Genomic DNA, 23,367 nt, shown 5'->3' with positions numbered 1-23,367 from the left:
ACCGTCGGTGACGCGCCGGGGGCCGACGACCTTGGGTGGTCCACACCGCCTTGAAGGAGACGACAGGGCCGTCGAGCCGACCGAGGCTCTCGACGCCGGCGGCGTCCGTCCGCGCGGCCCGGCGGACGACCTCTCGGACTGGGTGGAAGCCACGGCGCCGCGGGCCGTGGCCTTCGCCGTCTCGCTGCTGCACAACCGCGAGAGGGCGGAAGACGTGGTGCAAACCTGCTACTGCCGGCTCCTGGCGCGGAAGGACGCCTACGACCTCCGGGCCGACGGACTGAAGATCCTGCTGGCGGCCGTCGCCAACGCGTGCGTCAACCTGAAGACCCGCCGGCGCGGGTTCTTCTCCCTGTTCGACGCCGAGGGCCGCACCCGCGACCTCCCCGACCCGTCCACCCCTCCCCCCGACGGCGCGCTGCTCGGCCGCGAACTGGCCGAGGCGATCGACCGGGCTTTAAGGACGCTGCCCGTCCGCCACCGGGCGGCGATCGAGTTGAAGAGCCAGGGCTGCTCGCTCCGCGAGATCGCAGAAGCCCTGGGCGTCGGCGAAAGCAACGCCGGCGTTCTGGTGCACCGGGCCAGGGCCGCGATGGAAGCGGCGCTCGCCCCCTACCTGGGAGGGCCCGAGCCATGACCACCGGCTCACCCGAACGCCCCGACGTCGAGGCCCTGCTCCGAGACCACCTTCACGACCGATCGCTCGACGTCGATCCCACCAAGATCCTCGCCGGAGTCCGAGCCCGCCAGGCGACCGTCCAGCGCCCCTCACGGCGCAAGGCCACTCGGTGGACGGCCGTCGCCGCCGCGGCGGCGATCGTGCTCGCCGCCTCGACCTGGATCTGGCGCGGGCCTCGCCCCATCCAGGCCGACCCGCTGAAGCTTGTCCACGAGGCCCGCCAGGCGCTGGCTGCGACCGACGACGATCGGGCCTATCAGATACGCGTCGACCTGGCCCCCGGAATGGGCGAACAGGCCCCCTTGCTCGCGGCGCTAGCGACGGCCGACTGCCGCCTCTGGGCGCGTCGCGATTGCTTCCGCGTCGAGGCTCGCCAGGGAGGCTGGGCCTGCGGCCGGGACGAACGGCGTTGGGTCTGGCTCGCGCCGAGCCCCGACGTGGGACTCGACTTCGCCCCCGAGGAAGTCCCCCGACCGCTCGACGAGGTGCTCGACCTGTTCAGCTTCGACCTCGATGCGACTCTCCACATCCTCGCCACGGAATTCGACGTGAGAACGCTCAACGCCTCTCCGCGTTCTACACTGATCCGGGGGACGCCGCCCTCCGATCGGGTCCGACCCCGGCTGCGCTGGATCGACGTGGAGATCGACGATGAAACCAAACTCGTGCGCAAGGTCGTCCTCGCCCGCGTCCGCGACGGGCGGCCGCTCGGCGAGGTCTCGTTCACGTTCGACGGTGCGGAACGGCAGCCGGACGCCTCGTATCGGCTGCCGTCGCATCTCGACGAGAACGCCCCGATCCTCGGCCCCGACCAGATCCCGCGACGACGTCGCGAACTGATCCATTTCTTCGGCTCCCTCCTCCTCAAAGGCGACTGACATGACGACCAAACACCCCACGACCGGCCTGGCGGCGGCTGCATTCCTGCTCCTTGCGAGCGGGGCGGCCTCGGCCGGTGAAGGCTCGGCCCCGACGTTCACGGAGAACGTCGCGCCCATCGTCTTCAACAACTGCACCTCGTGCCATCGCCCCGGCGAAGGGGCTCCCTTCACCTTGATGGGCTATCGCGACGTGCAGAAGCGGGCCAGCCTGATCCGCGACGTCGTCAAGGACGCCTACATGCCCCCGTGGCCTCCCGCGAAGGGCTGGGGCCACTTCCAGGACGAGCGCCGGCTGACCGACGAACAGATCGCCACGATCGACAAATGGGTCGAGGCCGGTGCCCCCGAGGGTCCCGCCGACAAGCTCCCGCCTCTGCCGACCTTCCCCCCCGGCGGCTGGACGCTGGGGGAGCCCGATATGGTCGTCACGCTCCCCGAGGCGTTCGACGTGCCGGCCGACGGCCCGGACATCTACCGGATGTTCGTCCTGCCGCTGAACCTCTCCGAGGACCGCTGGGTGACGGCCGTCGAGATCCGACCCACGGCGCGGTCGGTCGTCCACCACGCCATCTACTTCCTCGACTCGTCGGGCGCGGCCCGTCGCCTGGACGAGGCCGACCCGGGTCTCGGCTTCAGCCGGATGGGCTTTCCACGCACGGGGACGCTCGGCGGCTGGGCCGTCGGCGCCACGCCTCGGAAACTGCCGATGGGCCTGGCCTACCCGCTGGCGAAGGGGTCTGACCTGGTGGTGCAGGTCCACTTCCATCCCTCGGGCAAGGCCGAGCATGAGAAGACGACCTTCGGCCTCTACTTCGCCAAGGAGCGTCCCAAGCGCCGGCTGCTGGGGACGCAGGCGCCCCTGGCGTTCGGAATCGCCACGGAGCTTGGCGGCCACGGCATCGATCCGGGGGTGAAGGACTTCACCATCCACGGCGAATGGCAGGCCCCCTTCGACATCGACGTGGTCTCGATCGGCGGGCACGCCCATTACCTCTGCAAGACGATGAAAGCCGTGGCCGAACTCCCCGACGGCCGCGAACTGAAGCTGTTCGCCATCGATGATTGGGACTTCAACTGGCAAGGGCGCTACAACTACGCCGAGCCCGTGCGACTCCCCAAGGGGACGATGGTCCGCACCACGCTCACGTACGACAACTCCAAGGACAATCCCCGGAACCCGTCCGACCCGCCCGTTCGCGTCCACTGGGGCGAGGGCTCGACCGACGAGATGGGCTCGATCGGCCTGGCGTTCGCCGCCGTGAACGAGGCCGACATCGACGCCTACGACGGCCCCTCGGTCTTCGCCGGCGGCCGGAACGGCCGATTCGCGGGAGGCGGCGGCGGCGGCGCGCTCGGCGGTATGCTGCTGAGGAACCTCGACCCCGAGCGGCTGGAGACGATCTTCAACGTCCTCGACGCCGACCGCAACGGCCGCCTGGAGGGGATCGAGATCCCCGATCGGCTCAAGCCCTTCGTGGGCCGGCTCGACGCCAACGGCGACGGCGCCCTCCAGCTCGACGAGTTCAAGCGGCTCCGTCCCGGCGGCCTCTTGCGCGGGCTCATGCAAAAGCGTGACGAAGGCCCGCAAAGCTCCACCAAACCCAACGCAGGGCCGGTCGTGGCCGACCTCTCCGGGCGGTCGTGGACGCCCATGCATCCGGCCGCGGGGACGAAGGCGAACGTCCTCTATTTCGTCGCCGACGGCTGCCCCGTCGCCAACCAGTTCGCCCCCGAAATGGCGCGGATCGCCAAAGACTACGCCGACAAGGGGGTCGACTTCCTGCTCGTGCAGGTCGACCCCGACGTCTCGTCGAGCCAGGCCGCGTCGAGCGCCAAGGAACTATCCCTGGACATGCCGGTCGTCCTCGACGGCAAGCAGGATCTCGTCGCGCGCACCGGCGCGAAGACCAGCCCGGAGGCCGCGGTGATCGCGGCCGACGGCTCGGTCGCCTACTGCGGACGCATCGACGACCGCTTCGGCAAGCTCGGCCGCCAGAAACCCGAGCCCTCGCGCCACGACCTCCGCGAGGCGCTCGACGCCGTCCTCGCCGGCCGCACCGTGGCGGAAGCCCGCGTTGAGGGCGTGGGCTGTCCGATCGCCGATTTCAAGCGGTGAGTTCCGCTGCCTCGTAACCAGCGCGAGCCGTCCCTTCTCCCCCCCGGGAGAAGGTGCCCCGAAGGGGCGGATGAGGGTCGCCGCGCTTCGCGATCGCTTCGGCGAATTCGCGTCCGCGACGCCCTCCGAAATCCGACGACCCTCACCCGCCGCTGCGCGGCTGCCCTCTCCCGGTGGGAGAGGGAACGGGAGGGTCGGTCGGACTCGCCCGGCAAGACCTCAAGCCGAGCGCGAGGCCGCTACCCGGCCCCCGTTCGCCAGGAAGCTTCGGGTAACAGCGAAGTCGTCAAAGGGGACGACGCGGTCGGCGAAGATCTGGAAGGCGTTGCGGCCCTTGCCGGCGATCAGCACGGCGTCGCCGCGACGGGCGTCGGCCAGGGAAGTCTCGATGGCTCGACGGCGGTCGGGTTCGACGTGCACCTTGCCAGGACGCCGGAAGCCGCCCAGAACGTCGTCCATGCAGCGGTCGGGCTCTTCGGTCCGAGGATCGCCCAGCGTGAGGATCACGCGATCGGCGGCCTGCTCGGCGACCATCGCCAGGGCCCGGCGTTCGGCGCGATCCTGATCGCCATGGGCGCTCAGGACCAGGTGGATGCGTCCGGCGGAGACCGACCGCAAGGCGGCCAGGGCCTGGGCGAGCGCGGTCGCGTCGCGGGCCTCGTCGATGCGGACGTCGAAATCCTGTCCCTCGTCGACCGCCTCAAGATGCCCGGCGACGCCAGCGACCGACTCCAGGCCGGCCACTACGGCGTCGACGTCGACGTGCATCGACCACGCCAGGGCCGCGGCCGCCAGGGCGTGTGAGACGTGCCGCTCGCCGATCAGGCGGAGCGTCACCGGCACCGAGCGGTCGAAACCGTGAAGCTGGAACCGGGTGCCGACGGAGTCGACCCGCTCGATGGTCGCCGAGACGTCGACCTGGTCGGGTCGTTGCAGGCCGAAACTGACGCGGCGGGCGTCCAGGTTCAGGCCGCCCAGGATCTCGGCGGCGGGGTCGTCGGCGTTGACCACCGCGGCCCCCCCCGGCGCGATCTTGCGGAAGAGTCTGGCCTTGGCCCGGCGACGTCGCAGCGCCTCCTCGGTGGGAACGCCCTGCGGCAGAGCCAGGTCTGTCGCCACGGCCGCCTGGAAGGTCACGCCTTCAAGCCCGCGAGCCTCCAGCGACTCGGCGCCGATCTCGATCACGCCGGCCTCGCACTTCTGCTCGACCATGTGCGCCAGGATCGCGGCCAGCCCCGCAGCGCCTCCCGGCCAGGTCGCGCCGGACTCGGCGGGAGCGCCGCCGACAAGACCGCAGCGAAGGCCCGCGGCCTCCATGATCGACCGGGCCATCATGCTGACGACCGTTTTGCCCCGAACGCCGGTGACGCCCAGAGTGGCCATCCGTTCCGACGGATCGCCGGCCAGAGCGTGGCAAATCCGAGCGTGCGCGGCACGAGCGTCGTCCACCACGACCTGGAGACGACCAGCCTCAGGGACGACGCGCTCGACGACGACGCCTGCAGCGCCCCGATCGAGTGCGTCGGCGATGTGGCCGTGGCCGTCATAGCGAGCGTCGCGAACGGCCACGAACACCTGACCTGGGTCGAGCCGGCGATGATCGACGGCGCAGCCGGTGACCTCCCAGTCCGGGCACCCCACGAACTTCGCCCCCGGCAACAGCCTGCGGAGGCTCACCGAGGGAATCCCGCGCTGAGGAAGTCGATCGACGAACCAGCGTGCCATGGGCATCGCCTCCTTGCTCGGCCTTTCGGCCTGCCCAACACCTCATCCCCCCGCGTTCCGGCCCCCGGCGTCATCCCTTACGCTCCGTCGGGGTCGGCCTCGCGACGTCGCCGAACAGGGTCCGCGACTTCGTCTCGCATCGTGTCTGTCATGCGTCACGCATCGCGAACCTCGCTCGATCCGTCCGTTCCCGTTCGTCTCGGCCCGTTGCGGGCCGCCGTCAACAAGGAGGTGCGTCGCAGGTAGGTGGCGGCATTCTTGGCGAACCCCCTGAAAAAGGCAATGCCAAGCCGGGCGGAATGCCGATAAGCTCTGATTTACCCCCGACGATCGACACCCGAGAGGAGATCCCCGGTGACCGCCAAGGCCCGCGCGACGAATTCGATGCCTCGTCATATTCGGCCCGTCTTGACGGCCCTCGCCGCCTGCCTGGCGATCGCCACGCCAACATTCGGTCAGACGCCCGTCGCTGATCCGATCGCCGGTGGGCTCGACGCCGCGCTCAGCCGAGCCGTCAGGGAGAAGCGAATCGTCGGCGGCGTCGTGCTGGCGGCCCGGGATGGGCAGATCGTCTACCATCGGGCGGTGGGTCTGGCGGATCGGGAAGCGGGCCGGCCGATGCGCGAGGACGCCGTGTTCCGCCTGGCCTCCGTAACCAAGCCGATCGTCTCCGCCGCGGCGCTGGCGCTCGTCGATCAGGGCCGCATCAGACTGGACGATCCGATCACGCGATGGCTGCCGAACTTCCGCCCTCGCCTGGCGGACGGCCGCGTCCCGACGATCACCGTCCGGCAACTCCTGACCCACACCTCGGGCCTGGGATACGGCTTCGCCGAGCCCGCGGACGGCCCTTACCACCGTGCGGGCGTTTCCGACGGTCTCGATCAGCCGGGACTGACGCTCGACGAGAACCTCAAGCGGCTTGCCTCGGCCCCCCTCCTCTTCGAGCCCGGTACGGCGTGGCGGTACTCGTTGGCGACGGACGTCCTCGGCGCCGTCGTCGCTCGCGCCGGGGGGGATCCGCTGCCGACCGTCGTCGAGCGCACGGTCACCGGCCCGCTGGAGATGCGGGACACCTCGTTCTATTACCCGCCGTCGGGAAGGCTGGCCGCCGCGTACTTCGACGCCGCGCCCGAACCGATCCTCATGGGCGCGGTGCACGTCACCTCGTTCGGCCCTGGTGCGGGGGTGCGGTTCGCCCCCGACCGCGCCCTGGTCCCGACCTCGTACGCTTCCGGCGGCGGCGGGATGATCGGCACGGCCGGCGACTTCCTGAAATTCCTGGAGGCGATCCGCAAGGGAGGCGCGCCGATTCTCAAGCCCGAAACGGCCCTCGCCATGTTCAGCCCTCAGACCGGCGACCTCCAGAACGTCGCCAGCGGCCCCGGATGGGCCTTCGGCTTCGGCGCCGCGGTGGTCGTCGACCCGGCACTCGCCGGAACGCCTCTCTCCAAGGGGTCATGCCAGTGGGGCGGGGTCTACGGCCATTACTGGTTCGTCGACCCGACGCGAAAGCTCTCCGTCGTCTGCATGACCAACACGACCTTGGAGGGGATGTCAGGGCAGTTGACGAAGGATCTGCGGGAAGCCGCCTGCGCAGGCTCGACGCCCTGAATCGAGGGAGCCCTCGTTGGCTCAACCAACGGTCGAAGCGCCGGCGAATCGTCCGAGCGAGGTGGAGTGCGGCTCTGTCGTCGTCGTGGCCAGCCCGTCGCGAGTCGCCTCGCGCAGCTTCCAACCCAGCGTGAAAACCAACAACGCGGCCGGGACGAAGAGGTTGCCGTACGCCTGCGCATAGAGCGGGAAGGCGATCGCCGTCGCGGGCAGCAAGAGGATGAAGCCGAGCCAGGCCCGTTCCCGCTTGCGTCGCCTCGGATCGGCGGCGGGATGCTCAATAACCTCTTGCAGCGCGACCGTCATCGGAAAGATCATCCACACGAATGCATAATTGAACGACAACGGCGAGAACATCACGATCAGCAGGGTGATGATCGAGAACTCCAGCGCGTCGGTTCGGGGCGTGCGCTCGCGGTCGCGAGGAAGCACGGCCAGCGTAAACAGGCTCAGCACGGCCATGCCGGCGAGGGTCGCCAGCGTCACGGCCCGGAAGCCCCATGAGGCCACGTTCACCCTCCAGGCGGCCTTGAGGTCGTCGTCGATCCCCTCGAACGCCCCTTCGAGCGGCGAACGCCCCTTGGGCTGGGCCGTGAGCATCGTCTTGAGGTCGAGCGAGGCGTCCGCGCGGGCTTGCTCCGGCTCGGTCTCCCTGAGCTTGCGACGGATCGCGGCGACCCGCTTCGACAGCACGGTCTCGCCGTCGGCCGGCACGTCCCGCAGCAGGCGATGCGCCATCGCCATGATCGACTGGTTCTTGTAGCTGTACGACCGAAACGGCCGCTGGGCGATGCCGTTCGAGTTGTACGTGAAGAGCATCCCGCCGGCCCAGACTTTCACGTCGCGAACCGCCTGGGCAGGCGTGCGGAAGGCCAGCGGTACGACCAGCAGCCAGACCGCCAGCGCGACGACCGTCGCCGCCGAGGCCCGCCACCGTCGGCGATAGATCAAATAGCCCAGCGCCAGGATCGGAAACGCCTTGATCGCCGCCCCCGTCGCCACGAGGGTTCCCGCCCAGCCGTCCTTCCCCTTCTGCAAGCACAGGAACGCCGCCAACAGCAGCGTCAGCAATGTCAGGTTCGGCTGACCGAGCAGGTACGTGTTGTGGATCAGCGCGATGATGACCAGGGAAGGGACGACGTACAGGATCGGGTTTCGCGTCCTCGCCGTCCCGCCGGTCGCCAGTCGGACTGAGAGTAGCACCGCTCCCACCCAGGCCGCGGAATGCACCAGGACCAACAGGATGCCTGTCGCGTAGGGACCGACACAACTGACGTACCCCAAAAGCGCCGCGGCCGACGGCGGATACATGAACGGGAAGAGCCTGTTCGAGTCCGGGTCGGGGTAGACGTCGATCCCCTCGCGCACCGCAGCGCCGACCTGATACCAAAGGCTGTAGTCCTTGTTCGGCGCCCCCGCGAACAGGTTGTAGAGAGGGGGGGCCGAAAAGACCACCATCAGAATCGCCGTCAGGCCGATCAGCCATGGCTCCCAACGGAAGGGCGTCCGGGCCGCAATGGTCGGAGGTCGATCCGCAGCCTCGTCGCGACGGATTCGCGAAGGTCTGTTCCAGCCGTCAGCCGCGCCGGTCTCGTCCGGGTGCGCCATGAGTCTAGGAGTCTCCCCAGGCGATCAGCCGGAGAAAACGTCGGCGAATCGCCGGGGTCGTCTCGTCCGTGAGACCGCGTCCATCCAGAGAATGCGCGAAGGATCGAGGGAGACTAACCAACCCTCGGTTTTTGGTGAACGTCAATCCCCGGGAAACCGGCCGCTTCCTTGTCGACGATTTCACAAATTTCGAAATCCACGACGTCGACGCATGTTCTAAAAAGTACCGCCCCCATGTCCTGATCGACACTGATGAATTCGACGATCCGGCGCCAAGAGAACTTCGCAAGGACCTCCGTCGAAAGCCCGAGCCCCTCCGCGTCGAGCGGATCGCGTCCGCCAGGAAATTCAGCGGCCGAAGCCCGAACGGGGACGGGATTCCATAAAACATCCCGATATTTAGACTTGCCGTATTATCCAATCCTCCAGCGCGACTTGAGGCTCGGAGATTTCCTTCGAAATTCCCTCTTTTCCCTCTTCCATGAGGACCGACCGCGCTGTCTAATCGAATGAAATCACGGCGTCGCACTTCAAGACCGACGCGAAGAGCGACGAACTATTACAGGTAAGGAGCCGGCCTCCACCGGCGGCGTCAGGCCGCCGGCCTCAGCCTGGTCGCCACCCCCCGCGACACCTTAAAGCTCGCGAGACATCGGCCCGAAAAAGGGCCCTGGGCGGCAGCCCCAAGCCAATCGACGGGACAGGTCGACGACCGACCGCCTCGATTCACAAAAGTTTCAAAAACCCGGAGAGGGAAAATGCATCCCCGCATCGGCATCAGGTCGCTGGCTCTGGCGGCCTTGATTTCCATGGGCGCCTTCGCAGTCGCTGCTCAAGAGGCCGCCCCGGCGACGCAGCCGGCCGCCGCAACGCCGGCGGCGGTCGCCGCCCCCGCGGCCGCGGAAAGCGCAGTCGAGTTGTTCGAGCCGCTGACGAAGTACGCCCCGGCTGAGAAGTTCGGCCTGATCCTGACGCTCCTGATCGCGGTTGCGGGATTGGCTTACGCCGGCATGCTGGTGGGACAGGTTCTGAGGGCGGACCAGGGCACTCCCAAGATGCGTGAGGTCGCCGACGCCGTCCGCGAGGGGGCGTGGGCCTACCTGATGCGGCAGGCGAAGGCCCTGTTCCCGCTGATCTTCCTGATCACGGTGATCCTCTACTTCACCGCACAGGCGACGGGCGCCGTGCAGTTGGGTCGAGCCGCGGCGTTCTTCGTGGGCGCCCTGTTCTCGTGGTTGGTCGGCTTCGTCGGCATGAACCTGGCCGTGCGGGGGAACCTCCGCGTGGCGGCCGCCGCCCGCACCAGCTACGGCGAGGCGATGCAGCTCGGCTACCGGACCGGGACGATCACCGGCATGCTGACCGACGGCCTCGGCCTGCTGGGCGGCACGTCGATCTTCATCATCTTCGGCGAGAAGGCCTATGAAGTGCTGCTGGGCTTCGGCTTCGGCGGCACGCTGCTGGCCCTGTTCATGCGGGTCGGCGGCGGCATCTACACCAAGGCGGCCGACGTCGGCGCCGACCTCGTCGGCAAGGTCGAGGCCGGCATCCCCGAAGACGACCCGCGGAACGCGGCGACGATCGCCGACAACGTGGGCGACAACGTCGGCGACTGCGCCGGTATGGCGGCCGACATCTTCGAAAGCTATGAGGTCACGATCGTCGCCGCGATGATCCTGGGCTACGCCAGCTTCGGCCACAAGGGGGTCATCTTCCCGCTGCTGGTCCGGGCGATCGGCGTTCTGGGCTCGATCATCAGCACCTACAGCGTCCGCGCCGGCGTCGACAGCACCAGCGACGAGGCCCTGCACTCGGTCCATCGCGGGTTCGTGATCGGCTCGGTCATCAGCGTGGTCGGCTTCATGCTGCTGGGCGTGGCGTACCTCCACTTCGACGACTCGTACATCCGCGAGTATCCCCAGGCCGCCTACGGTTACAACGTGACCGAGGACTTCGCCAAGGCCCGCGACGCCGCCCTGGCCGGCGGGGTTTCGCTGAAGGAATTCACCAAGAGCTACACTGGCCCGATCCTGGCCGCCCAACCTTTCTGGGCCGACCTCGGCACCATCAAGGGCCTGGACCTGCGGCCTGCCTGGACGTGCCTCATCGGCATCATCCTGGCGATCTCGCTGAACAAGGTCACCAGCTATTACACCCACACCCAGTACGCCCCGGTAAAGAGTCTGGCCAAGAGCTGCCAGACCGGCCACGCGACCAACATCATCCAGGGCCTGGCCGTCGGCTATGAATCGGCCGTGGTGGCGACCCTGGTCATCGCAGCGGCGATCTTCGTCTCGGTGCTGATCTACGGCGGAGCGAGCCCGCTGTTCGTGGCCTACGGCGTGGCGATGTGCGGCATCGGCATGCTGACCCTGACGGGCAACACGATCTCGATGGACGTCTTCGGGCCGGTCGCCGACAACGCCAACGGCATCGGCGAAATGGGCTACGACAAGGACGAGATGGGCGAAAAGAACTACGACCGCGCCCGCCAGATCCTCGCCGACCTCGACGCGGTCGGCAACACGACCAAGGCCGAGACCAAGGGCATCGCCATCGGCTCGGCGGTCATCGCCGCGGTCAGCCTCTTCTCCAGCTTCATCGCGGTCGTCGCGGTGGGGAGCGAAGACAAGGTCGCCACGATGCCCCTGGCCGATTACCTCAACGAGGCCGGCAAGCTCTCCGTGGCCGCCCCGATGGTCTTCATCGGCGCCCTGATCGGCGGCATCGTCCCGCTGCTCTTCAGCTCGATGCTCATCCGTGCGGTGGGCCGGGCCGCGTTCCTGATCGTCAAGGAATGCCGCACCCAGTTCCGCGACAAGGACATCTGGAGCGGCGTCAAGAAGCCCGACTACGGCCGCGTGGTCAACATCTGCACCTCCGCCGCCCAGAACGAGCTGGTCGGCCCCGCGCTGCTGGCCATCCTGGTTCCGATCCTGGTCGGCATCTTCCTGGGCGCCCAGGCGCTCGGCGGATTCCTGGCGGGGATGATCATCGTGGGTCAGTTGCTGGCGGTCTTCATGTCCAACGCCGGCGGCGCCTGGGACAACGCCAAGAAGGCCATCGAGGACGAGCCTCGCACCGCGACCACCGGCAAGGGCTCTGAGAAGCACAAGGCCGCCGTCACCGGCGACACCGTCGGCGACCCCCTGAAGGACACGGCCGGCCCGGCGCTCAACCCGCTGATCAAGGTCATGAACATGGTCAGCCTGCTGGCCATCCCGACCATCCTGACCACCGCCAAGGGCCCGAACGCCTGGGTGCTCTATGTGGTCGGCCTGCTCTGCATCACGGGCGTGGCCTGGGCCGTCTGGCGGTCCAAGACCGAGAGCAAGGAACTCCGCGAGATGGAATCCGACCTCGCCGGAGCCGCCGAGGCCGATCAGGTCTTCGAGCACGCCGGCGCCTGACGCCAAACCGATCGAATCGATAACCCTTTGGGCCTCCCCGCTCCCCTGTGAGCCGGGAGGCCCGCTTCTTGCGCCCTCGAATTTTTTCGGAGCCCGCCCTCGTCCCCGCCGGCGCAACGCCTATACAATCGGGCCCTGCCGAGTCTCTCACTCTCTGGAGCCTTCGACATGATCCGCCGGTCCGCGATCCTCCTCCTGGCCGCCTGCCCCTTGTTCGTTGATTCATCCACGACGATCGCCCAGGAGCAGCGCCCGATCATCCTCGCCCACCGCGGCGGCAGTTATGAATTCGAAGAGAACACGATGGAAGCCTTCCGCTCGTCTTACGAGAAGGGAATCCGCGGCTTCGAGACCGACGTGCGCATGACCAAGGACGGGGCCCTCGTCATCCTCCACGACGACGCCCTCGACCGGACGTACAACGCCAAGGGGGCCGTCGAGGAGATGTCGGCAGCGGAGTTGAAGAACGTGACCGGCAAGAAAGGCCAAAAGCTCCTGTTCCTGGACGAGTTTCTCGACTACTTCGCCGACAAGCCGGGTTGCTACATCGAGCTGGAGATGAAGACGAGCAACAAGACGCTCTATCCCGACGGTCGAATCGAGCCCTACTGCCAGACGCTCTACAAGGCGGCCCAGGCTCGCAAGCCGGAATCCTCGACCTACATTTACACCTCGTTCGACGAGCGTCCCCTCAAGGCCGTCCATGCTCTCGACCCGAAGGCGCCGATGTCGCTCATCGCCGGCAAGCCCTGCTCGGCCGAGTTCATCCAGAAGGCCAAGGCGGTCGGCGCGGATCGGATCGCCTGCCAGTTGAAGGGAACGTCGCGAACCGACGTTGAAGACGCCCACAAGCAGGGGTTGAAGGTCAACGGCTGGCCCGGCCACGCGGTCAACGACTACTACCTCGCCATCGGCCTGGGGCTCGACGTCCACTGCACGGACATCCCAACGGCGATTCAGAAGGTGAAACAGCAGTTGCCGTGACGGTCTGACTCGTCACCCTGGAGAGGACGCGACATGGCGGAGTCGATTCGAGTCGCGGCGGTTCAGATGGAGCCGCTGCTTGGGCAAGTCGACCACAACCTCGGACGGATCGTCGCCGGCCTGAAGGCCGCCGCGAGCGGCGGGGCGAAGCTGGCCGTCTTCCCCGAATGCGCCCTCTCCGGATACGGGTTCGCGAGCCGCGAGGAGGGCTTCGCCCACGCCGTCCCACTCGAAGGCCCGGAGACGGCCGCCGTCGCCGAGGCTGCCCGGGAAACCGGCTGCGCGTGCATCTTCGGCTTCCTGGAAAAAGACGGCGACAGCCTGTACAACGCCTGCGCCCTGGTCGGACCGGAAGGCGTTGTGGGGAATTATCGCAAGATCCACCTCCCCCATCTCGGCATCGACATGCACGTCGATCCCGGGAACCGTCCACCGGCCGTCTACGAAATCGCCGGCCTTCGGGTCGGCGTACTGATCTGCTACGACGGAGCGTTCCCGGAAGCTCCACGGCTCCTCGCGCTCCAGGGGGCGGACCTGATCGCCCTCCCCACCAACTGGCCTCCCCGCAGCGAATGCCAGGCGGAACACATGGTTCCGACCCGCGCCATGGAGAACGTGGTCTATTTCATGGCGGTGAACCGAGTTGGGACCGAGAGCGGGTTCCGGTTCATCGGGGCCAGCTCGATCGCCGACCCGGCCGGGGCCGTCCTCGCCAGGGCGAACGACTCCGAGGAGACCATCCTGTTCGCCGACCTCGATCCCCAAAAATCGCGGACCAAGCGACTCGTCCGCGTCCCCGGCCGTCACGAGATCGACCGCTTCGCCGATCGCCGCCCCGCCTTCTATGGCCCACTCGCCGAACCGATCTCCGGTTGAAACCGACCGCGAGCGGACCAGTCGGGCGAGCGAAAACGCTGAATTGGAAAGAGCCTGCGCGTCGAGCGAATGGGCGCGGCGGTTGCGTTTGTCCGATCGGGAGCGATCGAGTAAGGTGAGAGAAGCGGCGGCAGACGACCCAAGGCGGGAGGTCCGGCGGTGATGGAAACACGGCAAGGCCGGGCGAGAGCGTTCGCGGTCTGGCTCGGGATCGGGCTTCTGACGCTTTGGCTGACGGCCGTTCCGGCGGTCGCGACGGCTCAGGAGGCTCCGAGCGGAGCCCCAATCTCGACGAAGGCGACGGAGTCGACCTCAACCCCCGGTCAGTCCGACGAGGGTGGTGGGGACGAGTCGTTCCTGCGGTGGATGTTCCGCGCCTCGGGCCTGATCGGCGTCGTGATCGCGGTGATGTCCTTCTACCTCGTGGCCTTGATCGTCTGGATGGCCTTGAACTACCGGACCTCGGCCGCCGCGCCCAGGTTGGTCGTCCGCGACATCCGCGACCTGCTGGACCAGCGCCGCTTCGGCGACGCCTACAACCGACTCATGAACGATCGATCGCTGTTCGCACGGATCCTGTCAGCCGGCGTTCAGAAGCTCCCCACGGGAGTCGCCCCGGCGCGGCGGGCGATGGAGATGGCCAACGAAGACGCCACGATGGAGATGGAGCACCGGACGACCTACCTGGCGACCGTCGGCACCCTCGGCCCGATGATCGGCCTGGTGGGGACGGTCTACGGCATGATCAAGGCGTTCCGCGTCATCGCCACCAAGGGGACCGCGCCTCAGGCCAGCCTGCTCGCCGAGGGGATCTCCACGGCGCTCTTCGCCACGCTGGAAGGGATCGCCATCTCGATCCCGGCGATCTACTTCTACGCCTTCTTCCGCAACCGGATCGCGCGGATGTCGCTGGAAGCCGAGATGGCCGCCGAGCCGTTGCTGGAGCAGTTCGTCCCTGGAGTGAAAGCCCAGGAGCCCACTGCGCCGGCCGCTTCCCCGCCGGCGGGGCCGGGCGCCCATCCGCATCCGTTCGCCCTCAACGCGGCGCTAGCGGCGTCGAGCGGCGCTCCGCCGCGGCCGATCCTGCCGCCGGCGCGCGACGAGTGACCCTGGACGAGGACGCCCCATGTCGCGCTCGTCCCCCGATCACGTCCTGAACCCGAACTTGACGCCGCTGCTGGATCTGGTCCTGCAGTTAATCACGTTCTTCATGATGCTGGTCCACTTCGGCAACCAGATCGAGGGGGAAACCCGCGCCGTGAGGCTCCCCGTGGCCCCGGCCGCGCTGCCCGGCGCGGACCTGGCGCTGGACCGCCTCGCCGCCGCGATCGACGCCCGCGGGAATCTCCTGGTCGATGGTCATCCCCTCCAGGGAGACGCGGCGACGGCCTGGTGGAAGCAACAGGCCCAGTCCCGCCGCGCCGGACTTGAGTTGATCCAATCCGAGCCCACCACGGCAACGCGCCCCGAGCCCCCCACGCTCCGACTTCAATTCAACGAACCGGATCCGGGTGGCGAACTCCCCACGGTGGTCGTCCTGCGGGCCGATCGCGAGGCGTCGTACGGGGCGGTGCGGAAGACGCTCGTGGAGGCCCAGTCGCAGGGGTTCGCCAACTTCAGCCTCGTCGTCCTCAACCGGGAGCAGCCGTGAGCGTCGCGCCCCCGATCCCCAGAACTCCATCGACCGACGACGAGCCTCGCCGCAAGCGGCGTTACCGCCCCGGCCCGCCCGACGACGTCTATTTCCCGGTCGCGCCGATGCTCGACATGGCGTTCCAGCTCCTGGCGTTCTTCATCCTGACGTTCCGCCCGCCGACCGCCGAGACCCACGTCGACCTCCACCTGCCGACCACCCCCGCCGCCCTCCCTAGCGCCCCGCGAGGGATGGCCCGGCCGACCTCGCGAACCGTCGACGTCGACCTGGAAAACGACGTTATCATCCGCGCCGAGGCCGACGACCTGGGCGATCTGAAATCGCTGCGTCTCGGCGAGGCCCCCGTGGCCGATCTGACGCAGCTCACCCAGCGCCTGCGGCGGTACGTCGAGTTGCTCGGCAATCGTCCGCTGCGCGTCCGCCTCATCGCCGACGACCGCCTGCTCTACGAGCCCGCGGCGCGGATCATCGCGGTCTGCTCCTCGTCGGGCGTCTCGGCCGTTCGGTTGGCTCCTGTAGGAGTCGGGCCATGATCGGGCGATGGGCGGCTCTCGTCGTCGCGATGCTCGTCGCAACCTCCGCCACGGCCCAGGACGACGCCCCTTTGGGCCTGACCGACCTCGCTGCCGAGCACGATGCGCTAACCGGCAAAGGGGATGCGTCCCCGCCCCGGCCGGCGACGTTCCGCGACCTCTGGGAGCGTCCCGACGAGTTCCGCAACCGTCGCGTGGCGGTCTCGGGCCGGGTGGTTCGGAGCTTCCGCCAGGACGCCGTCGGCAGTTTCCCCGCGCTCGTCGAGTCGTGGATCGAACAGCCGTCGGGCGACCTTCTCTGCGTCGTCTTCCCGGCTCCTCCCCGCGAGACGGGCGTCGCCACGGGGGCGTCGGTGACATTCACGGGGACCTACCTCCGACGCGTCCGGTACAAGGCCGAGGGCGACCGGCTGGCCCCGTTGATCGTCGGCCCGGCAGCGCCGGTCGTCGAAAAGCCCGCACCGGCTGCGACCGAGGAATCCCCTCGAAACGACTGGCCTGGGCCGTTGGCGATCGTAGGATTGTTCGTCGGGCTGGCGGCGATCGGCGGATTGCTCGCCTGGCGATCGTTGGCCATGGCGTCGGGTCCACGGCGGCGTAGGCGGAGCCAGGGACCTCGTCCTGAGCCCGGCCCCGATCCCGAATTCCTCGAACCGGAGCCCACCGATGGCGACAGCCCCTAAGCACCATCTGGGCGACACGCCGTTGACCGACCCGCGCTCGCTGGCGACGTCGACGGCGTTCCACGTCCTGCTCGCCATGCTGGCCTCGCTGACGGTCCTCTCGGTGGTCTCCTCGAAAGAGGACGAGGCCGATCGCAGGGCCCTGCGCGGCGAGCTTGAGCCGGTCGACAACCGGGCTGATCGCGAATCGGGCTCCGGCGGAGGCGGTGGACCGGGCGAGATCGGCGGCATGGCCGACCCGAACCTGATCTCGAAGCCGACCGTCGCGCCGGCGGTGAAGCAGGTCCACGACCCCACGGCCGACGCCCTGCTGAACGAGATCCTCCCCCAGAGCGACGTCAAACTCGTCGAGACTCTCGCCCGCGACATCCCCGACCTGCCGTCCCCTTCCCCGGGCATGATCCCGGGATCCGGCGACGGCGGGGGAGGCGGCGAAGGGGGAGGCTCCGGCGGGGGGATCGGCCGGGGCGTCGGGCCGGGAACCGAGTTCTTCGGCAGCCGCGAACACGGCCGGTCGTTCGCCTACGTGATCGACTGCTCCGGCAGCATGAGCACCCGCAACGCGCTCGACATCGCCAAGCGCGAGCTGCTGGCGAGTCTCGACCGTCTGCCGCCCGACGTCGGCTTCTCGGTCACCTTCTACGACCTCAACGCCCGCAAGCTGACCGACGCCCAGGGCCGTCGCGGCATCATGCAGGCGACCGCCGCCAACAAGTCGCGCGTCCGCGCGCAGCTTGCGGCCGTCGCCCCGTTCGGCGGCACGGATCACCTGCTCGCGCTCCGGACCGCCCTGGTCGACAGGCCCGAAGTCATCTTCTTCCTCACCGACGCCGCCTCGATGACCAACGACAACGTCGAGACCGTCCTGGCCGAATCGAAGGGGAGCCGAATCCAGGCCATCGAGTTCGGCCTTGGCCGGGACATCGGCCAGAACACGCCTCTGCGACGGTTAGCCACCGAAAGCGGCGGCGCGTACCACTACGTCGACACGTCCCGGTTTCCGAAGTCGCCCAACGGCTACTGAGGAGGGGAGGCGGCGGGATCAGCGTCGGCCCCCCTGAGGGCGGAAGCTGCGGCTGAGGGCGGTCTCCATCGCCTCGGGGACTTCCATACCCTGGCTCTCGAGATCCCGGTAGACCTCGGCCGGGTCGGCGTAGGTGGTCTGTCGGCTGTGGGGGGCGTCCCAGAGGATGTAGCGCTGGGTGCTCTTGAAGTCGCTGTACGTCAACAGCAGGCTGTTGTCGTCGTAGACCCAGGCCGCGATCAGGGCGCGGTTGCGGGAGCCGGCGGTGCGAAGCGAGGGGGTGAGCATCTCGATCTGCTTGCTGGGCATCCCCTGGATCACCACCTGGCCGGCCGCCGCGCCTCGGATCGAGGGAACGACCGCCAGTCGGTACGGGCCCAGCGGGGTGTGGCGATGCCCCGCCGGGCGGGCGCCAGGCCCGCCGGGGGCTCGGCCGAGCGAGGCAGCGGCTTCCTTCCAGAGTTCGTGCAGCTCGCCCTGGAGGAACCGGATCGGGTCGACGTCGACGAGTGAGACGGCGTCGGTGACAAGGGCCTCGGCCTCGGGCTCCGAGGCGATCTCGCCGATCCGGGCCGCCTCCGTCCCGTGGGCGAGCCTCGCCGCGCGGGCGTCCTGTTCGTCGCCGGCCTCCTCGTCGTCCTCGGCGCGGGAGAGGACGCGATCGAGTTGCACGGCCGAGCGGTCGAGCTGCTCGACGACTCGCGGAGCCAGCAGGCGCGTGAGCGTCTTGTGCAGCTTCTCGCCGGGATCGGGCAGGTGGAGGACTCGGCTGCTCACGAAGTGCCAGACGCCGCTGAATCGCCCCCGACGGGCTCGCTGCAAGCGGGCCATCTCGACGAGCGGGTAGACGACCTCGGCCCACATCGCCACGCCGGAGGGATCGCGATAGGCGGCTCCTCCCGCATAACGGAGGACTGCGTCGCGGAGGTCGGGATGTTCGCGCCAGGCGTCGGCCAGGCGGTTCCAGCGCTCGACCAGATCGTCGCCGACCTCGCGGTCGGGGGCGATCTTGCGAAGGTCGTCCAGCGAGCGCGGAATCAGGCCGACGTTCATCACGCCCTTGGCGTCGGTCATCTTCTCACGGGCGTATTTGCTGGCGTCCTGGATCGCCTTGCGGACCTGACGAAGCGTCCGCTTCCGGCTCGGGGAGTCGCGCCAGCTCAGGAACTTGGCGACGACCGCCGGGTTGAGCGAGGGGCGGACCTCGATTCGCTGGTCCAGGAGTTGGGCGGCCTCCTGCACGGCGGCCTCGGTGTCGGGCGCGATCAACGCGTAGGTCAGGGCGAGGATCAGCCGGGCCCGGTCGGCGTTGAGGCGTTCCAGATCGCGACGAGCGTAGAAAGGCCGCCGTCGAGAGCCGACGAGGAGGTAGGCGAGGTAATAGCCGTAGAAGTACCGTTCGTCCGGATTGAGTGCGACCGGCTCGGCCAGCACGGTGCGGAGCATCTTGCGGACCAGCGGCGACGCGGCCAGATCGGCGGCCTCGGCCGTTGCGATCCGGGGGGCGGCGGGACGAGACGCGGCCGACTGAGAGCGTTTCGCCGGCGCGGCGGCTCGACCTTCGCCCAGTTCGGCGAGCGCGCCGAGGTCGAGGGCCGGCGCGACGTCCGCGGCCGGCTCCTCAGCGGGAGCGTCGGCGGGGGCAGGCTCGCCGCGGAGTTTACGGGCCTCGGCGCGGAGGGCCTCGGCGACGACCGCGCCGCCGGCGGGACGGTCCTCAGGTCGCTTGGCCATCAGCGACAGGATCAATCGCTCCAGTTCGGGCGAGATCCCCCGATCGCGCGGAATCGGCGGCGGGGCGGTGTTGGCGTGCATCGCCATCACGGCCATGGGCGCTCCGGTGAACGGCACGGCGCCGGTCGCCGACTCGTAGAGCATCACTCCCAGCGAGTACAGGTCGGTCTTGTACGTCAGTCGCTTGGCGGTGGCCTGTTCCGGGCTCATATAGTGGGGCGTGCCGCGGACCACTCCAGCGACGTCGTCGTGCTCGGCCAGCAGCGAGAGACCGAAGTCTGAGAGCTTCGGAACGTCGGTCGAGGTCAGCAGGACGTTCCCCGGCTTCACGTCGCGATGGATGACCCCCTGACGGTGGGCGTAGTCGAGGGCGTCGGCCACGCCGGCGAGGATCGCCAGCCGCTCGGCCAGCCCAAGGGCCCGCCACCGGCGGACGTAGCTGACACCGTCGACCTGCTCCATCACCAGGTAGCTGGTGTTCCCCGCCAGTCCGAAATCGTAGATCCGCACGACGTTGTCGTGCAGAAGCCGGGCCGCGATCTGGGCCTCCAGCCGGAGCCGCTTGGCGACCTCGCCGCCGGCCTGCTGGTCCTTCAGGAGCTTGATGGCGACGTCGCGCTGGAGGACCTGGTCGGTCGCCGCATAGACCGCCCCCATGCCGCCCCGCCCCAGCTCCTTCAGGAGCAGGAATCGATCGTTGAGCGTCGAGCCTGGGCCGATCACCGCGCGTCCCCCGCCGTCGAAGGGTCCGGTCTGATCCGGGCGCTGACGCCGAGCCCCCGGCAAGAGAAGGTCGCCTGGTTCGGCGAGAAGGGGGCGAAGGGTCCGCGGACCACATCGCCATGATGACCCTAACCCCCCCGCGCGTCAATCACGCAAGAACTTGCGCCGAGGCGAAACTCGCCGAGCAATCGGCTTAACCGGCCTTAATGGCGCGATCGGGATCAGGGAAGTCTTTTTCCCGCTCGCCAAGTTCCAGCCGCTGCGGCAGGTCGCGCAACGAGCCAAGCTGCCCAGCGCCGAGTTCACCACAGCCTCTGCACAGATGCAGAGCCGCCATCCCCGCCGCCCTTGCACCATCATAGTCCGACCGGCGGCTGTCTCCGATCATCACGACACGCGCCGGATCACAGCCGAGAGCCTCCGCCATCTCCTTGAAAACCGAAGACTCAGGCTTCCGACGGCCGACGTCGCAAGAGAACAGGGCTGCGTCGAAGAACGGCGCAAGCCCACACCGCCGATACGGCTCCTTGTAAGGGCCGGCGAGATTGGAACTGAGCCCCAGCTTGCAGCCTTGTTCTCGCAGGGACGAGAGGGTCTCGAAAACATCGTCAAAAACGCGCGCGGAGAGGAGGTCCTGTCTCAAGTCCTCTTCCAGATCGGCGGTTTCCGACGGCGGATCGCCCCCCAGCCTCGTGGCGAAATCGCCGATCCCGAGACTTGGGATCAAGAGCGATCGCCGGACCGCTTCACCCGGTGCATCAGGTCGGATGAGCCGGGCGAGGCGGTAGTAGGGTCGCGTGTCGCGTTCGAGCCGAATCAAGGTGCCGTAGAGGTCGAAGACGACCGCTTCGATCATCGTCGCATCGCCCTCGAACGACTCAAACCTCCGCCGGCTCCAGGTTGAGCCGCCGGCGCTGGGCGTCGCGCATGAGTGATTCGGAAATCACCCCCTCCCAGCGTCCGTCGATGGTTTCCGGGGCTCCCTGACGAGCGGCGATCCAGGCCTCGTCGCGGTTGGTGATCGCCTGGAGTTGGCGAGCGTCGAACGAGCCGAACTCGTCCAGGACGCACTTGAGGAACTTCTCGGCGTCGGGGTCGATCGCCGGCTTGGGGATGAACTCGTCAATGTTCCGCCAGCCGTACTTCTCGAACCGCTTATGGACCGACCGCAGAGCCGGGCCATGGGCCCAGGCCTCGAACTTGCCCGGGAACAACGGTCGACCGTGGATCGCCAGATGTCGCGCCTGCGCCAGATACATCAGCTTCTGGAGCTTCGCCAGCGTCAGATAAGATCCGGCCTCGTGGGAATCCCACACGATGTAATTGCTGACTTCCTGGACGCAGCGACTCATGGCGTCGTCTCCATGGAAAGAGATGGGGGAGACCTATCTCTATCATCGTCCACCACCACCCGTTCGCACAACGATCTCGTCGGGAATAACGGAAATCGTCGACGAATCTCTTCGGCGTGCCGGCGAAGGCCACCGCAGGTCAAGGAACGTCGGGAAGGTCGAGCACCTGGCCCTGCTTGAGCAGCCGCTCGCGGAGGTCGACGTAGGGGACGTCCTGCACAGCCCGACCCGTCCGGGCGGCGATCGCGGCGGCCACGCCCGCCCCCTGGCCGATCGCCATCCACGTCGGCTCCACGCGGATTGACGAGAAGGCGACGTGCGAGCATGAGAGGGCGACCGGAACGAGCAGGTTCCGGCAGTCGGCGGGAACCGGCAGGACAGCGCGGAAGGGGATCTGGTACGCCTTCCCGCGTTTGCCGCCGACGCCGCGGTCGGGAAAGATCGTCCCCTCGTTCACGAAGCCGTCCGCCGTGGCGACGCGGCGGACGTCGTGGGAGTCGATCGGGAACGACCCGATCGCGATCGAGTCGTCCTTCGTGGTCCGTTCCTGAACGTCAGCCTGGGTGAGGATGAACAGCCCGAGCATCCGTCGGCCTTCGCGGACGTACAACGCCGTTGGGAAGCCGTCCGTCTTCGTGAACTCGTCGACCGGCCAGCGGTAGGACTGCATCTCGCGCCGAACGCTCTCCGGCACGGCGGGGTCGGAGGCCAGGAACCAGAGCAGACCCAGGGTGTAATCGCGATGCTCGTGGAAGATCGCCTCGCGCTCGACATAGGACGAGGAGCACCAACGGTTCCCGCCCCCTACGAGCCCGGTCGAGATCTGGCCGCCGATGCTGTTGTTGCCGTCGAACTTCCCCCCCGGGAGCGGATACAGGTCGAACAGCGGTTTCTTCGGCGGATAAGCCGCGACGAAACGCCGGACCAGTTCGTACCGCGCGGGATCGTAGTTCTGGGGCTTCGTCAGCGGCGTCGCGTTTGGGTCTTTCGTGAGGCAGAGCCGGAAGCTGTACGTCATGACGTCGCCGTCGCCAGCCGCGTCGTCGCCCTTCTCCACGGTCGTGATGAGTGGCAGGGGACGCCCCTGCGAGTCGAGTGGATCGAGGACGACCGGCTTCTTGGGATATCGCCGGCCGGCCAGGGATTCGCCGAACGTCGCCCGGCTCTCACGGCCGATCGTGAAGCCGACGCCGGCTGACGCCATGAGATCCCCCTCATAGGTGGCGTCGACGAAAGCGCGGGCCGTGAAACGACGCTTCTCCGTGACGAGCGCCTGGATCCGTGCATCGGCCTTTTCGACCGACCTGAGCCGCTCTTCCAGGAAGACGCGGACGCCGGCCTCGGCGAGCAGGGCGTTGATGACGCGCTCGGCGACGTGGGGCTCGTAGGTCCAGTGCGTCTGGTCCTTCACGGCCACCTGATACGGCAGGGAGACGCCGCGATCGCGATAGTCCTTCTCGATGCGAAGGTGGATCTCCTCGAACAAGCCACGAAGCGTGCGACGGTCGGTCTGGTTCGAATCGCTGAAGCTCAACCCGCCCGACATTACGCCGCCGACGAAGTCCTGAGGCTCCACCAGCGCGACGGCGGCCCCTTCGCGCGCAGCCGCGACGGCGGCCGTGACGCCGCCGGGCGTGGCGCCGAAGACGACGACGTCGAACTCGGGAGTCTCCCCGCGTGCGGGGACGACCAGAACGGCGATGAGAGCGATCGAGGAGAGAATCGAGCGCATGAGAGGGCCCCGGAGGATCGCGGCTGGCTTTTGATCGGT

General features: G+C 68.2%; 18 protein-coding genes. 12 read left to right on the top strand and 6 right to left on the bottom strand.

Annotated features, from left to right (window positions below):
• The first annotated feature begins 31 nt into the window (after positions 1-31).
• The 3 genes from G5C50_RS14975 to G5C50_RS14965 are packed head-to-tail and all read left to right on the top strand — an operon-like array spanning position 32 to position 3,676.
• On the top strand, positions 32-637 hold the full coding sequence (locus G5C50_RS14975; RefSeq protein ID WP_165070698.1) for an RNA polymerase sigma factor: 606 nt from the start codon (positions 32-34) through the stop codon (positions 635-637).
• Positions 634-1,557 carry a hypothetical protein gene (locus G5C50_RS14970; RefSeq protein WP_165070696.1) on the top strand — a complete coding sequence of 308 codons (924 nt, stop codon included), beginning with the start codon at positions 634-636 and terminating at the stop codon, positions 1,555-1,557. Before G5C50_RS14975 ends, G5C50_RS14970 begins: the two co-directional genes overlap by 4 nt.
• 1 nt (position 1,558) lies before the next feature.
• Positions 1,559-3,676: a redoxin family protein gene (locus G5C50_RS14965; RefSeq protein WP_165070694.1), complete on the top strand. Its 2,118-nt coding sequence runs from the start codon at positions 1,559-1,561 to the stop codon at positions 3,674-3,676.
• A gap of 219 nt (positions 3,677-3,895) precedes the next feature.
• Here G5C50_RS14965 and G5C50_RS14960 read toward each other — a convergent pair whose 3' ends face one another.
• The gene (locus G5C50_RS14960) at positions 3,896-5,401 is read right to left on the bottom strand and encodes a Mur ligase family protein (protein ID WP_165070693.1); all 1,506 of its coding nucleotides are present in this window, start codon (positions 5,399-5,401) and stop codon (positions 3,896-3,898) included.
• Positions 5,402-5,785: 384 nt separating this feature from the next.
• Between G5C50_RS14960 and G5C50_RS14955 the strand changes: the two genes are divergently transcribed.
• Positions 5,786-7,015 carry a serine hydrolase domain-containing protein gene (locus tag G5C50_RS14955; protein WP_165070691.1) on the top strand — a complete coding sequence of 410 codons (1,230 nt, stop codon included), beginning with the start codon at positions 5,786-5,788 and terminating at the stop codon, positions 7,013-7,015.
• Between the two features lie 21 nt (positions 7,016-7,036).
• Here G5C50_RS14955 and G5C50_RS14950 read toward each other — a convergent pair whose 3' ends face one another.
• On the bottom strand, positions 7,037-8,623 hold the full coding sequence (locus G5C50_RS14950) for a glycosyltransferase family 87 protein (protein ID WP_165070689.1): 1,587 nt from the start codon (positions 8,621-8,623) through the stop codon (positions 7,037-7,039).
• Between the two features lie 809 nt (positions 8,624-9,432).
• On the opposite strand from G5C50_RS14950, the gene G5C50_RS14945 reads away from it, so the two are divergent.
• The 8 genes from G5C50_RS14945 to G5C50_RS14910 all read left to right on the top strand — a co-directional run bounded on the left by G5C50_RS14945 (position 9,433) and on the right by G5C50_RS14910 (position 17,787).
• Positions 9,433-12,033, top strand: a complete 2,601-nt coding sequence (locus G5C50_RS14945) for a proton/sodium-translocating pyrophosphatase (RefSeq protein ID WP_165070880.1) — start codon at positions 9,433-9,435, stop codon at positions 12,031-12,033.
• A gap of 168 nt (positions 12,034-12,201) precedes the next feature.
• On the top strand, positions 12,202-13,017 hold the full coding sequence (locus G5C50_RS14940; protein WP_165070688.1) for a glycerophosphodiester phosphodiesterase: 816 nt from the start codon (positions 12,202-12,204) through the stop codon (positions 13,015-13,017).
• Positions 13,018-13,050: 33 nt separating this feature from the next.
• On the top strand, positions 13,051-13,893 hold the full coding sequence (locus G5C50_RS14935; protein WP_165070686.1) for a carbon-nitrogen hydrolase family protein: 843 nt from the start codon (positions 13,051-13,053) through the stop codon (positions 13,891-13,893).
• A 162-nt stretch (positions 13,894-14,055) separates the two neighbouring features.
• On the top strand, positions 14,056-15,000 hold the full coding sequence (locus G5C50_RS14930; protein WP_165070684.1) for a MotA/TolQ/ExbB proton channel family protein: 945 nt from the start codon (positions 14,056-14,058) through the stop codon (positions 14,998-15,000).
• A 19-nt stretch (positions 15,001-15,019) separates the two neighbouring features.
• Positions 15,020-15,544: an ExbD/TolR family protein gene (locus G5C50_RS14925; protein ID WP_165070683.1), complete on the top strand. Its 525-nt coding sequence runs from the start codon at positions 15,020-15,022 to the stop codon at positions 15,542-15,544.
• Positions 15,541-16,080, top strand: coding sequence for an ExbD/TolR family protein (locus G5C50_RS14920; protein WP_240907086.1), 540 nt, complete (start codon positions 15,541-15,543; stop codon positions 16,078-16,080). Before G5C50_RS14925 ends, G5C50_RS14920 begins: the two co-directional genes overlap by 4 nt.
• Positions 16,077-16,763, top strand: coding sequence for a hypothetical protein (locus G5C50_RS14915; RefSeq protein ID WP_165070681.1), 687 nt, complete (start codon positions 16,077-16,079; stop codon positions 16,761-16,763). The genes G5C50_RS14920 and G5C50_RS14915 overlap by 4 nt, the downstream gene beginning before the upstream one ends.
• Positions 16,747-17,787 (top strand): vWA domain-containing protein, encoded by a 1,041-nt coding sequence (locus G5C50_RS14910; RefSeq protein ID WP_165070680.1) that lies wholly within the window; start codon positions 16,747-16,749, stop codon positions 17,785-17,787. The genes G5C50_RS14915 and G5C50_RS14910 overlap by 17 nt, the downstream gene beginning before the upstream one ends.
• Before the next feature lie 18 nt (positions 17,788-17,805).
• Here G5C50_RS14910 and G5C50_RS14905 read toward each other — a convergent pair whose 3' ends face one another.
• The 4 genes from G5C50_RS14905 to G5C50_RS14890 all read right to left on the bottom strand — a co-directional run bounded on the left by G5C50_RS14905 (position 17,806) and on the right by G5C50_RS14890 (position 23,328).
• Positions 17,806-20,244 (bottom strand): serine/threonine-protein kinase, encoded by a 2,439-nt coding sequence (locus G5C50_RS14905; protein WP_165070678.1) that lies wholly within the window; start codon positions 20,242-20,244, stop codon positions 17,806-17,808.
• A gap of 193 nt (positions 20,245-20,437) precedes the next feature.
• Positions 20,438-21,100, bottom strand: a complete 663-nt coding sequence (locus G5C50_RS14900) for an HAD family hydrolase (protein ID WP_165070676.1) — start codon at positions 21,098-21,100, stop codon at positions 20,438-20,440.
• Between the two features lie 22 nt (positions 21,101-21,122).
• Complete coding sequence (locus G5C50_RS14895; protein ID WP_165070674.1) at positions 21,123-21,596, bottom strand: Panacea domain-containing protein; 474 nt, start codon at positions 21,594-21,596, stop codon at positions 21,123-21,125.
• A 139-nt stretch (positions 21,597-21,735) separates the two neighbouring features.
• A complete protein-coding gene (locus tag G5C50_RS14890; RefSeq protein WP_165070673.1) occupies positions 21,736-23,328 on the bottom strand; it encodes an FAD-dependent oxidoreductase in 1,593 nt (530 codons plus the stop codon).
• Positions 23,329-23,367 lie beyond the last annotated feature (39 nt).

The sequence above is a fragment of the Paludisphaera rhizosphaerae genome (genome assembly GCF_011065895.1).
In the GTDB taxonomy this organism is placed as follows: Bacteria; Planctomycetota; Planctomycetia; order Isosphaerales; family Isosphaeraceae; genus Paludisphaera; species Paludisphaera rhizosphaerae.
Note: the sequence above shows the minus strand (reverse complement) of the source record. Positions and strands in the feature narration are given on the sequence as shown.